This is a genomic window from Cellulomonas sp. NS3 (genome assembly GCF_024757985.1).
GTDB lineage: Bacteria > Actinomycetota > Actinomycetes > Actinomycetales > Cellulomonadaceae > Cellulomonas_A.
Genome location: NZ_CP103289.1, coordinates 1,091,806 through 1,105,964, shown reverse-complemented (window position 1 = coordinate 1,105,964; position 14,159 = coordinate 1,091,806). Strand labels below are relative to the sequence as shown.

10 protein-coding genes are annotated in these 14,159 nt (G+C 73.9%); 2 read left to right on the top strand and 8 right to left on the bottom strand.

All coding sequences use genetic code 11. The features are described 5' to 3' along the window. Positions 1-10: 10 nt before the first annotated feature. The 6 genes from rpoB to NXY84_RS05170 all read right to left on the bottom strand — a co-directional run bounded on the left by rpoB (position 11) and on the right by NXY84_RS05170 (position 9,211). Positions 11-3,520, bottom strand: a complete 3,510-nt coding sequence (rpoB, locus tag NXY84_RS05195; RefSeq protein ID WP_258726082.1) for a DNA-directed RNA polymerase subunit beta — start codon at positions 3,518-3,520, stop codon at positions 11-13. 580 nt (positions 3,521-4,100) lie between these two features. After that, on the bottom strand, positions 4,101-4,487 hold the full coding sequence (gene rplL / locus NXY84_RS05190) for a 50S ribosomal protein L7/L12 (RefSeq protein ID WP_141371860.1): 387 nt from the start codon (positions 4,485-4,487) through the stop codon (positions 4,101-4,103). Between the two features lie 83 nt (positions 4,488-4,570). Continuing rightward, on the bottom strand, positions 4,571-5,104 hold the full coding sequence (gene rplJ / locus NXY84_RS05185) for a 50S ribosomal protein L10 (protein ID WP_141371861.1): 534 nt from the start codon (positions 5,102-5,104) through the stop codon (positions 4,571-4,573). 352 nt (positions 5,105-5,456) lie between these two features. After that, positions 5,457-8,075, bottom strand: coding sequence for a CHAT domain-containing protein (locus tag NXY84_RS05180; RefSeq protein ID WP_258726081.1), 2,619 nt, complete (start codon positions 8,073-8,075; stop codon positions 5,457-5,459). Between the two features lie 6 nt (positions 8,076-8,081). Further along, positions 8,082-8,585 carry a carboxypeptidase regulatory-like domain-containing protein gene (locus NXY84_RS05175; protein ID WP_258726080.1) on the bottom strand — a complete coding sequence of 168 codons (504 nt, stop codon included), beginning with the start codon at positions 8,583-8,585 and terminating at the stop codon, positions 8,082-8,084. Further along, complete coding sequence (locus NXY84_RS05170; protein ID WP_258726079.1) at positions 8,582-9,211, bottom strand: RNA polymerase sigma factor; 630 nt, start codon at positions 9,209-9,211, stop codon at positions 8,582-8,584. Before NXY84_RS05170 ends, NXY84_RS05175 begins: the two co-directional genes overlap by 4 nt. 252 nt (positions 9,212-9,463) lie before the next feature. On the opposite strand from NXY84_RS05170, the gene NXY84_RS05165 reads away from it, so the two are divergent. Next, positions 9,464-11,203: a S1 family peptidase gene (locus NXY84_RS05165; RefSeq protein WP_258726078.1), complete on the top strand. Its 1,740-nt coding sequence runs from the start codon at positions 9,464-9,466 to the stop codon at positions 11,201-11,203. Between the two features lie 458 nt (positions 11,204-11,661). Beyond that, a complete protein-coding gene (locus NXY84_RS05160; protein WP_258726077.1) occupies positions 11,662-12,552 on the top strand; it encodes a hypothetical protein in 891 nt (296 codons plus the stop codon). A 276-nt stretch (positions 12,553-12,828) separates the two neighbouring features. On the opposite strand, the gene rplA is transcribed toward NXY84_RS05160, so the two are convergent. Continuing rightward, positions 12,829-13,551: a 50S ribosomal protein L1 gene (gene rplA / locus NXY84_RS05155; RefSeq protein WP_258726076.1), complete on the bottom strand. Its 723-nt coding sequence runs from the start codon at positions 13,549-13,551 to the stop codon at positions 12,829-12,831. Positions 13,552-13,669: 118 nt separating this feature from the next. After that, positions 13,670-14,101 carry a 50S ribosomal protein L11 gene (gene rplK, locus NXY84_RS05150; RefSeq protein ID WP_034634943.1) on the bottom strand — a complete coding sequence of 144 codons (432 nt, stop codon included), beginning with the start codon at positions 14,099-14,101 and terminating at the stop codon, positions 13,670-13,672. Positions 14,102-14,159 lie beyond the last annotated feature (58 nt).

Here is a 14,159-nt window from a genome sequence, read left to right as displayed (position 1 = left end):
CGGCTCGGCGTCAGATCTCTTCGATGCTGCTGGCGTTCGGGCGGCGCGACAGGTCGATGCCGAGCTCCTCCGCGGCGCGGTAGACCTCGTCGTCGTTCTCCTTCATGTCGATCGAGACACCGTCGGACGACAGCACCTCGACGTTCAGGCAGAGCGACTGCATCTCCTTGAGGAGCACCTTGAACGACTCCGGGATGCCCGAGTCGGGGATGTTCTCACCCTTGACGATGGCCTCGTACACCTTGACGCGCCCGGGGACGTCGTCCGACTTGATGGTCAGGAGCTCCTGCAGCGTGTAGGCAGCGCCGTACGCCTCGAGGGCCCAGACCTCCATCTCGCCGAACCGCTGACCACCGAACTGCGCCTTACCGCCCAGCGGCTGCTGCGTGATCATCGAGTACGGGCCGGTCGAGCGGGCGTGGATCTTGTCGTCGACCAGGTGGTGCAGCTTGAGGATGTACATGTAGCCGACCGCGACCGGCTCCGGGAACGGCTCGCCCGAGCGGCCGTCGAACAGCCGGGCCTTGCCGGTGCCGTCGACCATGCGCTCGCCGTCACGGTTCGGCAGCGTCGAGGAGAGCAGGCCGGTGAGGGTCTGCTCCGGGACGCCGTCGAACACCGGGGTGGCGACCGGGTTGCCGGCCGGGGAGCTCGCGGCGATCGCCGGGACGCCCTCGCGCCACGACAGGTCGTCGCCCGCGGCGATCTCGATGTCCCAGCCCTGCTTCGCGACCCACCCGAGGTGCGTCTCGAGGACCTGGCCGACGTTCATGCGGCCCGGGACACCCAGCGGGTTGAGGACCACGTCGACCGCGGTGCCGTCCGGGAGGAACGGCATGTCCTCGACGGGGAGGATCTTCGAGATGACGCCCTTGTTGCCGTGGCGGCCGGCGAGCTTGTCGCCGTCCGTGATCTTGCGGCGCTGGGCGATGTAGACGCGGACCAGCTCGTTGACGCCGGCGGGCAGCTCGTCGCCGTCCTCACGGTTGAACGTGCGGACCTCGATGACCGTGCCGGACTCGCCGTGCGGGACCTTGAGCGACGTGTCGCGGACCTCGCGGGCCTTCTCGCCGAAGATCGCGCGCAGCAGGCGCTCCTCCGGGGTCAGCTCCGTCTCGCCCTTGGGCGTGACCTTGCCGACGAGGATGTCGCCCGCGCCGACCTCGGCGCCGATGCGGATGATCCCGCGCTCGTCGAGGTCCGCGAGGACCTCCTCCGAGACGTTCGGGATGTCGCGCGTGATCTCCTCGGGGCCCAGCTTGGTGTCGCGCGCGTCGACCTCGTGCTCCTCGATGTGGATCGAGGAGAGCACGTCGTCCTGCACGAGACGCTGGCTGAGGATGATCGCGTCCTCGTAGTTGTGGCCCTCCCACGACATGAACGCGACGAGCAGGTTGCGGCCGAGCGCGAGCTCGCCCTCGTCCGTCGCCGGGCCGTCCGCGAGCACCGAGCCGGGCTCGACGCGCGCGCCGTGGTCGACGAGCACGCGCTGGTTGTAGCTCGTGCCCTGGTTCGAGCGGCGGAACTTCGCGACCCGGTAGGTCGACGTCGTCGCGTCGTCGTTGGCGACCGTGATGAGGTCGGCCGACACCTCGGTGACGACACCGGCCTTGGTCGCGACGATGACGTCACCGGCGTCGACCGCGGCACGACGCTCCATGCCGGTCCCGACGAGCGGGGCCTCGGAGCGCACGAGCGGCACGGCCTGGCGCTGCATGTTGGCGCCCATGAGCGCGCGGTTGGCGTCGTCGTGCTCGAGGAACGGGATCAGGGCCGTCGCGACCGACACCATCTGGCGCGGCGAGATGTCCATGTAGTCGACCTGGGCGCCGGGGACGATCTCGACCTCGCCGCCCTTGGTGCGGACCAGGACGCGGTCCTCGGCGAACGCACCGTTCGCCTTGAGCGGCGCGTTGGCCTGCGCGATGACGTAGCGGTCCTCGTCGTCGGCCGTGAGGTAGTGCACCTCGTCGGTGACCTTGCCGTTGACGACCTCGCGGTACGGCGTCTCGACGAACCCGAACGGGTTGATCCGCCCGTACGTCGCGAGCGAGCCGATGAGGCCGATGTTCGGGCCTTCCGGGGTCTCGATCGGGCACATGCGGCCGTAGTGCGACGGGTGGACGTCACGGACCTCCATGCCGGCGCGGTCACGGGACAGACCACCCGGGCCGAGGGCCGACAGACGCCGCTTGTGCGTCAGGCCCGCGAGCGGGTTGTTCTGGTCCATGAACTGCGAGAGCTGCGACGTGCCGAAGAACTCCTTGATCGACGCCACGACCGGGCGGATGTTGATCAGGGTCTGCGGCGTGATCGCCTCGACGTCCTGCGTCGTCATGCGCTCGCGCACGACGCGCTCCATCCGCGACAGGCCCGTGCGGACCTGGTTCTGGATGAGCTCGCCGACCGCGCGGATGCGACGGTTGCCGAAGTGGTCGATGTCGTCGGTCTCGACGCGGACGTCGACGGGCTCGCCGGCGCGCTGGCCGTTGATCGTCGCGACGTCGGCGTGCAGCGCGGCGAGGTACTTGATCGTCGCGACGATGTCCGCCGTGGACAGCACCGAGTCGCCCAGGGGCACGTCGATGCCGAGCTTCTTGTTGACCTTGTAGCGGCCGACCTTCGCGAGGTCGTAGCGCTTCGGGTTGAAGTAGAAGTTCTCGATGAGCGCGCGGCCGGCCTCGACCGTCGGCGGCTCGCCCGGGCGGATCTTGCGGTACAGGTCGAGCAGGGCCTCGTCCTCGGTCGAGACGTGGTCCTTCTCGAGGGTGTCGATGACGGCCGGGAACTGCGCGAACTCCTCGCGGATCTCCGACTCCGTCATGCCGAGCGCCTTGAGCAGCACCGTGGCGTTCTGCTTGCGCTTGCGGTCGACGCGGACGCCGACGTTGTCGCGCTTGTCGATCTCGAACTCGAGCCACGCACCACGGCTCGGGATGATCTTCGCGGTGAAGACGTCCTTGTCCGACGTCTTGTCGGCGGTGCGCTCGAAGTAGACGCCCGGCGAGCGGACGAGCTGGGAGACGACGACGCGCTCGGTGCCGTTGATGATGAAGGTGCCGCGCTCCGTCATGAGCGGGAAGTCGCCCATGAAGACCGTCTGGCTCTTGATCTCACCGGTGGTGTAGTTGACGAACTCGGCCGTGACGAACAGCGGGGCCGCGTACGTGAAGTCCTTCTCCTTGCACTCCTCGGCCGTGTACTTCGCCGGCTCGAAGCGGTGCTCGCGGAAGGACAGCGACATCGAGCCACCGAAGTCCTCGATCGGGGAGATCTCCTCGAAGATCTCCTCGAGGCCCGCGGTCTCCGGGACGTCCTGACGGCCGGCCTCGAGCGCGGCGGCCACGCGGGCCTGCCACTTCTCGTTGCCGAGGAGCCAGTCGAAGTTCTCGGTCTGGAGGCCCAGGAGGTCGGGGACCTCGAGCGGCTCGTGGATCTTGGCGAAGCTGATGCGACGGGATGCGGTGCGGTTCGCGATGGCGTCGGCGGACGGTGCAGAAGGGGTGCGCGAGGCAGCCAAGAGGGGTCCTTCCCTGCGGATCGAGTTCACGCTGCGCAGGGCCCGGCGGGTCGCGGTCCCCCGGCCGCGAGCCCGGTCGACGTCGCGCACGACGAAGTCGACAGGCTCGGGTTATACGGGATCGCGGGCACAGGCCAGCGCAAAGCGCTAGCGTAGCCGAGCGGAGCATACATGTCCACCCGACCCACGCCCGACCGCTCTCCACCCGGGCGAAGGACCCGTGCCCGGGGAGGTGCGGCAGTCGCCGTCGGCGCCCATCGTGGCACAACGCGGGCCCGCGCGCACCACCCGTCCGGGTCGGGCTGGGGACGACGGGGAGCCGCCCGCCGCGGGGCACGTGGCCGACGAGCGCCCTCCGGCGCCTGACCTGCACCGTCGCGCGAGGTGCGCCGGCGAGGGCGGCGACGGGCGTCACCTCCGGGCCGGCGTCGTCCGACCCAGTCCACGCCACCAGGGACGGCGCGAGGCCCGCACCCCTGGGGGTACGGGCCTCGCGGTGGTGCAGAGCTCTCCTCGCGTCGTGCGGAGGAGACGCCCGGGCGGGACTCAGCGCGCAGCGCTCAGCGCCCGGGCGCGCGGGTCACTTGACGGTGACGGTCGCGCCCGCGCCCTCGAGCGCGGCGACAGCCTTGTCGGCCGCCTCCTTGCTGACACCCTCGAGCACGGCCTTGGGGGCGGCGTCGACGAGGTCCTTGGCCTCCTTGAGGCCCAGGCTCGTGAGGGCGCGCACCTCCTTGATGACCTGGATCTTCTTGTCGCCGGCAGCCTCGAGGACGACGTCGAACTCCGACTTCTCCTCGACCTCCTCGACCTCGGCGGCCGCGCCGCCGCCGGCAGCGGCGACCGCGACGGGCGCAGCAGCGGTGACCTCGAAGACCTCCTCGAAGGCCTTGACGAACTCGGAGAGCTCGATGAGCGTGAGCTCCTTGAACGCGTCGATGAGCTCGTCGGTGGTGAGCTTCGCCATGATGGCGTGTCCTTCCGTACGGTGCCCGCGGGTCCGGTCAGACCGTCGCGGGGCAGGGGTGGGGAGCGCGTGAGCCGGGTGGCTCAGGCGGCAGCGTCAGCCGACTCCTCGCGCTTGACGCGCAGGGCCTCGACGGTGCGCACGGCCTGGGCCGAGGGCGCGGTGAACAGGTACGCCGCCTTGAACAGCGACGCCTTGAGCACGCCGGCCGTCTTGGCCAGCAGGACCTCACGGGACTCGAGGTCCGCGAGCTTGGTGACCTCCGCAGCGGTCAGGGCGCGTCCGTCGAGGACACCGCCCTTGATGACCAGTGCGGGGTTCGCCTTGGCGAAGTCACGCAGACCCTTGGCAGCCTCGACCGGGTCACCGGTCACGAAGGCGATGGCCGAGGGCCCGGCGAGCGTGGCGTCAGGAACCTCGACGCCCGCCTGCTTGGCCGCGATGGCGGTCAGCGTGTTCTTCACCACGGCGTAGGTTGCGTTGCCGCTGAGCGCGCGCCGCAGCTGCTTGAGCTGGGCGACGGTGAGCCCGCGGTACTCGGTCAGCACGGCAGCGTTCGAGTCGCGGAACTGGTCCGTGAGCTCGGCGACTGCGGCTGCCTTGTCCGGCCTCGCCATGGCAATCCTTCCGATGGTGGTGCCGCGGGTCGGGGACCCCTCGTCCCCGACAACAGAAAGAGCCCCGCGCAGGCGCGGGGCTCTCATCGGGACACGCACCACGGGGGCACGATCCGTACGGGAACTCTCACCTGCGCTGGCCTCCGCTGCTGCGGGACTTCGGGCGGCCTCCGGGGCACCGAGACGAGCTCGGGTGGACCGGGAGCCGACGACCTGCGGTCTTGGGCGGGTCCACGATACGTCACGTCCGGCGCGGGACCAAACCCGCTGCCCGGGCGCGGGGGACGCGGACGTCGGGCTGCCCGTCGGACCGGACGTCGGACGCGCGCCTCGGACCGGGGACGACCGGCCCTCAGACCGGCGCGCCGAGGCAGACGAGCGGGACGAGCGTGCCGTCGACGGCGCTGCCCTCGCTCGTGGCGACCGCGAGCGCGTCCGCGACGGGCACGCCCGCGCGCAGCAGGCCGTGCAGCCGGGTCATCACGCGCAGCGCCGTCTCGTCCGGCAGCGGCGCGATGGCGGCGACGACGCAGCCCACCCCGGCGCGCAGCAGGACGCTCGCGAGGCCGAGCGCCTCGCCGCCGGGGCGCACGCTCGACCGGCCGACCTCGCAGCACGACAGCACGACGAGCTGCGGGGCCGAGCCGCCGGCGTCGAGCTCGTGGGCGAACAGCGGCCCGTCCGCGAGGCGCACCGAGGAGAACAGCGGGTTGTCGGGCTCGTGGCGCCCGTGCGCAGCGAGGTGCACGACCCCAGGGCTCGCGAGCAGCCGGATCGTCTCGGCGCACGTCGCGCCGTCCCCCGTCAGGACCGTCGACCCGGGCCAGAGCCGACCGACCTCCTCCGCCTCGGTCGCCGAGTGCCGGAGGCCGGGCCCGGCCACGGTGCTGACCGCGAGCGGCGCCACCGACGCCGAGCCCGCGTAGGTGAGCCAGTGGTGCACCGACGGCGCGACGACGGTCGCGAGGCCGCGGCGCGCGGCGAGCATCGACCAGGGCAGGAGCCCGAGCCAGCCGCTCGCGACGACGACGAGCCGCTCGGGCGTGCGGGTCACCACGTCGACGGTCGCGCCGAGCACGTCGAGGCCCCGCTCGAGCGAGCGACCGGCGGCGGCGCGCAGCTCCTGCGGCACGAGCGGGTTCGAGACGACCTCGAGGTCCGCGTGCACGCGCCGCGTCTGCTCGCGCGCACGGTCGGCGTCGCCCAGCTCGTGCAGCTCGACGCGGTCGTCCTGGACGCGCACCGCGAGCAGCCGGCCCCGGTGCTCCAGGACGTCGAGCACCGTCGTCCCCGGGCGGGCGCGCTGGGCGGCTCGGACCTCGCGCAGCGTGCCGACCCGGTCCTCCCCCACGTCGCCGGAGCGGTGCCACGAGCGCGCGAGGATCGCCTGCTTCAGCCGCAGCCCCTCGCGCCGCACGCGGGTGCGCTCCCGGTCGGTCGAGGGCCGCGTCATGACCTCCCGGGCCCCGTCGATGAGCTGGCGGAGCTCGGCGAGCAGCGCCGCGGAGTCCGGGTCCCGCGGCGGGTTGACGCGCTGCGCGCCGCCGACCACCGCGCGGGTGCGCTCGGCGGCGTCGAGCAGGGCACCCGGCTGCCCCGAGGCCAGCGCCAGGTCGAGGTCCATGCGCGCGAGCTGCGTGCCGTGCACCGCGCCGGCCGTGCGCAGGTCGAGCGACCCGAACCGGGCCCGGTGCACGCCGAGGTCCCGCTGGCCCTCGCGGACGTGCCGCCCGGCCCGCGCCGGGTCCTCCGCCGCGAGCGCGAGCAGGGCCCGGACGCGGCGGCCGTGCAGGCGCACCGAGATGGGGTCGCCCGCCGCGACCGGGCCGAGCGCGGCCAGGCAGGCCCCGGGGTCCGCGAGCGCACCCCGGGCGAGGTCGGCCTCGAGCGCGACGAGCGAGGCGGCGTACGCCCACACCGGCCGGCCCGACCGCCGGCACTGCTCCGCGAGCCGGGACGCGCGCGACGACACCGACCCCCACGCGCGGCGGGCCGCGGCGTCGGCGACCGGGAGCTCGTCGGGCCGCGCCTCGAGCGCCGCCGTCTCGACCTGCAGCCCGAGCAGCGTCGCGCGCAGCACCCAGGCCTCGTCGCCGCGCCGCGCGAACCGGCGCCGGGCCGACGCCGCGAACGCCCGCGCCTGCTCGACGTCGCCCCGCAGCATCGCGCACTCGGCCCGCGCCAGCTCGACCTCCGCGAGGTCGTGCGGCAGCCGGTCGGCCGCGAAGATCTCGGCGGCCTCGGCGAGCGTCGAGTCCGCGACCGCGACCAGTCCCGCCTCGAGGAGCACCCGGGCCCGGTCCAGCAGCGCGATAGCCCGCGCCGGGCCCGGCAGGCTGCGCGCGGCGGCCTCCATGCGCTCGAGCGCGAGCGGCAGCCGTCCGGCCAGGAACTCGAGGTAGCCGAGGTTGTGCTGCGCCTTGAACACGAGCCGCGGGAACCCCGCGTCGAGCGCCCGCCGCGCGCACTCGGCGAGGTCCGCACGCGCGAGCCCGAGGTCCCCCCGGTCCATGTGCAGGACGCCGCGGTTGAGCAGCGCCCGGCACGCGTCGATCGGGTCGGCCGCGTCGATCGCCCCGACCGCGGCGTCGAGCTCGCGCAGCGAGTCCTCGATGCGCCCGGCGCGCAGGTACAGCAGCCCCCGCAGGCCCGCGAGCGCCGGCTCGCGCCCCGGCCACCCCCCGCGCACGTCGCCGGGGTCCGCCGCGAGCTGGCCGAGCCGCGCGAGCTGTGCACCGACGTCCCCGCGGAGCTCGAAGTCGCTCTTCACGAGCTCGATCGCCGCGCGTGACCGCAGGCGCTCGACGTCCGTCCCTCCCGGGAGGTCGTCGAGCGCCCGCAGCACCGGGCGCAGCCGCCGCGCCGCACGGGCGGGCTGACCGTCGGCGTTCTCCGCGACCGCACGGTCGACGGCGTCGGCCAAGCTGCTCAGCGCGACCGGCGCGGTGCGCGGGCCGTCGGGCGGGGGCATCGTCCGCTAGAGCTCGATCTGCGGCGTGACGACGGGGACGTCCGGCTGCTCCGGCCGGCGCAGCACGAGCCGGGCCGGGCCGCGGCCGAGGTCCGAGAAGGAGAACCGCCCGTCCGCGTCCGACGTGACGCGCTCGATCCGGCCGCCCTGGTGCAGCTCGACGGCCAGCTCGCCCGCGGGCGCCGCCCAGCCGTCGACGCGCACGCGGTCCGCCTCGGCGTGCACCGTGATCATCACCGTGAGCACGTCCGTGGTGAACGTGATCGTCACGGCCTCGATGCTCGCCTCGTCGGACCGCAGCGCGAGCTCGGGGGTGCCGATCATGCGCAGCTCCGCCATCTCGGTGTGCAGCGCGTCGATCGTGAGCGCGAGGCCGATGCGGTCGACGAGCCCCGCGGGCACCGGGTCCACCCGGTCGACGATCACGGCGAGGCGACGCAGGACCTGGAGGTCGCCGTCGTCCATGGGCTCCGTCGCGTACCGGGCGACGGCCCGGTCGTCCGCCGTCACCGGGCACCCCACGCGGGGTCCGCGACGAGCGCGAGCCGGAGCTTGGCGAGACAGCGGCCGCGCGTCGGGCCGATGCTCCCGACCGGCATCCCGAGCGCGCGGGACACCACCGCGTAGTCCGGCCGGTCGACCAGCGCGACCAGCCCCAGCAGCGACCGGCACCGGTCGGGCAGGGCGCGCACGTGGTCCCACAGGATGCGGTCCTGCTCGTCGCGCACCGCGACGACGTCGGGACGGTCCTCGGAGGGGGCGGCGAGCCAGTCGGTCGCGTGCTCGTCGAGCTCGGCGCGCGCGAGGTCGTCGCGCGACTTGCGCACCGCGCGCCACGCCGCCCGCTTCGCGGTCACGAGCATCCACTGGAGGGTCGCGCGGGGGTCGCGGATCGAGTCGATGTCACGGATCAGCGCGAGCCAGACGCCCTGGACGACGTCCTGGGCCTGCTCGTGCTCGGCGCCCTGGGCACGCACGGTGTGCCAGAGCAGCGGGGTGAGCACCTCGACGAGCTGGGCGAGCGGGGCTCGGTCCCCCTCGCGGTAGGAGACGACGGCGTGGGCCGCCTTGTCGACCAGGCTCTCGCCCTGGTGCCGGAGCTCGGAAGCGACCGGCTCGACCAGGTCGTCACTCATCATGGACCCCTCGCACGGGAATCGTCGGGCGGCCGCCCACCGTCACAGTAGGGCGACCAGGACAACCCCGACAAGACGCCCAGGCGCCGTCGGAGTCGAGGGAGAGGGGCGCCGCCCGCCGCCCCAGATACACGTCCTGGGAACGTCTTCCGGACGGACGTATCAGACGGATCGGACCCGTCTCCTCACGGGCGCACCCGCCGCGGGCACGCCACCGACGTGCCCGCTCGACCCCCGAGGAGACCCCACCCCATGGCTGCAGACGAGAACCGGCCCGCCGGCGACGACCTCCCGGAGCCGGGGGCCCCGCTGAGCCGCGAGCAGATCCGCCCGGTCAAGCGGCTCGCCGAGGACGACCTCATCTCCCGACCCGGCGTCGTGGCCGTCGACATCGGCGAGAAGTACTCGGGCGGTCTGCCCACGGGGACCCAGTCGATCGTCGTGCACGTGCAGGCGAAGCGGAGCGCCGACGAGGTGCCCGCCGACGAGCTGATCCCCCCGACGATCGACGGGGTGCCGACCGACGTCGTCCCGCACCGGATCAGCCTGCAGCACGAGGTGCCCTACGCGCCGGAGCACGGCGGCGCGAGCGAGGACACGACGCGGTACGGCGCGATGGTCGGTGGGGCCAGCATCGGGCCGGTGCGGCTGGTGCGCCGGCGCGCCGCGACGGGCCCCGCCACGCCCCACCAGGTCGCCGGGACGCTCGGTGCGCTCGTGACCGACCGCCGCACCGGCCGTGCGCTCGCGCTGACCAACTTCCACGTCGCCGCGGTGGACACCGGCTGGCGTGCGGGCGACCCGCAGGTCCAGCCGTCCCGCATCGACGGGGCGGTGCCGTCCGACCGGTTCGGCACGCTCCAGCGGGCCGTGGTCGACGAGCACGTCGACGCCGCCGCCGTGCTGCTCGCGCGCGGCACCCGGTGGTACCCGGCGGTGCTCGGGATCGGGGAGATCACCGGCCGCGCGAAGGCCAAGGTCGGGCAGACGGTGCGCAAGCGGGGACGCACGACCGGGCTGCGCCACGGGACCGTCACCTCCGTCGACTTCACCGTGCAGATCGACTTCGGCGGCGAGACCGGGCTCGTGACGCTGCGCGACCAGGTCCGGATCGACCGCAGCCCCGACGAGGAGCGGTTCTCGGCGGGAGGCGACTCCGGCTCGGTCGTGGTCGACGAGCGCGGGCGCGTCGTGGGCCTCCTGTTCGCCGGCGAGGACGACGGGAGCTTCAGCCTGGCCAACCCCATCGCCGCGGTGCTCGACGCGCTCGACGTCGACATCGCCACCCGGCGGTCGGTCGCCAAGCGGGCGCGTCGCGCGCGTGCGGGCGCCGCACGGGGGCGTGGGTCCTCGGGGACGGCGGGCGTGCGGGGCCGCGTCGGGGCGGCGCCGGCTGACGGGGCGCGGGTCGCGGCTCGTGCGGGGTACGGGTCCGACGGCGTCGCGGCGCGGGTGCGACGCGCGGTGCCGGCTGGGCGCGTGGCGGGGTCGGGCGCGGGCGGGACGGCGGCGCAGCCGTTCACCGAGCCGTTCACCGAGCCCTTCACGGAGCCGTTCACCGAACCCTTCGCGGAGCCGTTCACCGAGGCCTATGGACGACAGCCGTTCACCGAGCCCTTCACCGAACCATTCACGGAGCCGTTCACCGAGGCCTACGCACGCCAGCCCTTCACCGAGCCCTTCACCGAGGCCTACGCACGCCAGCCCTTCACGGAGCCGTTCACCGAACCGTTCACCGAGCCCTTCACCGAGGCTTACGGGCGACAGCCGTTCACCGAGCCCTTCACGGAGCCCTTCACGGAGCCCTTCACGGAGCCGTTCACCGAGGCCTACGCACGCCAGCCCTTCACCGAGCCCTTCACCGAGGCGGCAGGCGCGGGCGGGCCCGGACGGACGACGGCTGCGCGACCCCTGCCGGGGCGGCGGGAGCTCGCCGAGGCGTTCTGGGCCGGCTACCTGACCGCCCGGTACCACGGCGCGCAGGGACGCTGAGCGCGATGACGGTCACGGCCGGGCGTTCCGGAGGCGGACGCGCGCGGGGGGCCGCCTCGCGGCGAGGGCTGCACCTGGTGCGCCCGGTCGATGACGCGACGACGGGCGGAGCGGGCGGCGCAGGCTCCACGGCACGCGGTGCCCGCTCCCCCGGCCGGTGCGGCGGCGAGGTCGCAGCGCAGGTCGAGGTCACGGGCCGAGGTGACGCCACGGACGCCGGCGACGCCACGGGGCCTCGCGCGACCCCGGGTTCCGGCGCTCTCACGGGCCCCGGCACTGTTACGAGTCCCGGCGCTGTCACGGGCCCCAGCACTGTCACCGGTCCCAGCACCGTCACCGGTCCCGGCACCGTCGCGGATGCCACTGTCGCCGGCCCCGCGGTCGCCCCTCACCGTCGGCCCGCTGCCTCCTCGGGGGCCGGCGACCTCACCGGGCCCGTCGCTCTCGCCGAGGGCGACGTGTGCAGCCGCTGGGGCACGCTCCCGGGCGGCCTGCAGGAGGCGGGGGTCGACCTGGTGCGGGAGCTCGAGGAGCAGGTGCTCGAGCTGCGCGCCGACGGGCCGACGGTCGCGCACCGCGCGGCGCTCGCCGACCTGCTCGTCGCGTGGGCCCAGAGCCTCGTCGCGCTGCACCGCACCCCGGTGCCGGGCACGGCGCCCGCCGTCGCCCTGCCGTGGGTGCTCGTGCCCGACCTCCTCACGGGACGTCGCGACGGCTCGCACGCGGTCGCCGGTCGCGCGTGGGCGGTGCGGCAGCACCCGCGGGTCCGGCGCGCGCTCGCCGCGGCGGGCGCGGGCTGGGTGGCGGACCGGTGGGTGCACGACGCGGGTCCCGAGGCCGTGGTCGTGGTGCGCAGCCACCGACCGGGCGACGGGCCGTTCGCCTCCGGCGGAGCAGCGAGCACCGGCGGCACTGCGACCACGGGCGGCGGAGCCACGACCGGCGGACCGTGGTCAGGCCTCGGGCCGCCGACCGGGCTGGGGTCCGAGGCGTTCGGGGCGGAGCGTGGCGTCGGGCTGTCGGCCGGCCCGCGCGCCGAGCTCGTCGGCGCCGGACGCGGTGACGCCCGGTGGGACGTCGCGACGGCGCTCGACTGGCTCGCGGTGCACCTGGCCCCGACGCTCGACCCGGCGTGGGACCTCGATCCTGTCGCGGGCTTTATGCGCGCGTACCGGGCGCACGGGGGCGACGCCGAGCCGGACCGTCCGCTCGCGGTCGCCAGGACCGTGGTGACGGCTGCCGCCTGGAGCGACGCGCTCGACGCGCGGGCCCAGGAGCCCGACGACGACGAGCTCGCCTGGGTCGCGGGGCTGTGGGCGCGGCCCCTCGCGCTCCTCGCCCCGAGATGACCTGAGCTCGCTCGGCTCTCACCCCGCACCCGGGGCCAGGGCCCCTGCCGCGCACCCGGTCCGCAGGGGGGACCAGGGGCGCAGCAGGGGCACTGCCCGGACACGCGAGGCGGCTCGGCAGTGGGCTGCTGCCCGTCGCACGCGGCAGCTCGGCAGCGCCCCGCTGCCCGGGCACCGGAGGCGGGCTGGTCGGTCGGGGCGCTGACCTGTGCCGCACGCACGAGAGCCCGGTCCGCTGGGGACCGGGCTCTCGGGCGTGCAGTGCGGGGACGGAGGTCAGGCGGCCTCGGTGTCCTCCTCGGTCAGGTTCCGCGTGCGGTTCTGGTCCACGAGGATGCCGGGGCCGTTCGTCGTCGAGAACGTCGCCTTCGCGATGTAGCGGCCCTTCGACGACGCGGGCTTCAGACGGTTGACCTCCTCGAGCGCGGCCGCGTAGTTCTCGACGAGCTGCACGTCGGAGAACGAGACCTTGCCGATGATGAAGTGCAGGTTCGCGTGCTTGTCGACACGGAACTCGATCTTGCCGCCCTTGATGTCGGTGACGGCCTTCGCCACGTCCATCGTGACCGTGCCGGTCTTCGGGTTCGGCATGAGGCCACGCGGGCCCAGGACCTTGCCCAGTCGACCGACCTTGCCCATGAGGTCCGGCGTCGCGACGGCGGAGTCGAAGTCGGTGTACCCGGCCGCGACCTTCTCGATCAGCTCGTCGCCACCGACCTCGTCGGCACCCGCGGCGCGGGCCTGCTCGGCACGCTCACCCGTCGCGAAGACGATGACGCGGGCCGTCTTGCCCGTGCCGTGCGGCAGGTTGACGGTGCCGCGGACCATCTGGTCCGCCTTGCGGGGGTCGACACCGAGACGGAACGCGACCTCGACGGTCGAGTCGTACTTGGTGGTCGCCGTCGCCTGCGCGAGGCGCACGGCGTCGAGCGGGGCGTAGAGGCGGCCGGCCTCGATCTTCTCGGCGGCGGCGCGGTACGCCTTGCTGTGCTTGCTCATCTGCTCTCCTTGGCTGGCAGTCGTGGTCGTCGGGCCGCACAGGGCCCTGCCACTGGCACTTATCGGGTGATGCTTCCAGGTGGTGCTGCTCCGGCCCAGGGGCCGGGGTGGGTCGAGGTCAGCCCTCGACCTTGATGCCCATCGAGCGCGCGGTGCCGGCGATGATCTTCTCGGCGGCGGCCACGTCGTTGGCGTTGAGGTCGACGAGCTTCGTCTGGGCGATCTCGGTGACCTGCGCGGCCGTCAGGGTGGCGACCTTGACGGTGTGCGGGGTCGGCGAGCCCTTGGCGACGCCGGCGGCCTTCTTGATGAGCTCCGCGGCGGGCGGGGTCTTCGTGATGAAGGTGAAGGAGCGGTCCTCGTAGACCGTGATCTCGACGGGGACGACGTCACCACGCTGCGACTCGGTGGCCGCGTTGTAGGCCTTGCAGAACTCCATGATGTTGACGCCGTGCTGACCGAGCGCCGGACCGATCGGCGGCGCGGGGGTGGCCGCGCCGGCCTTGATCTGGAGCTTGATCAGGCCGGTGACCTTCTTCTTGGGGGGCATGATGCCTTCCGTTCGTGTCGTGGGCCGACGCCGTGGGCGATGACCCGGTTGCAGTGCG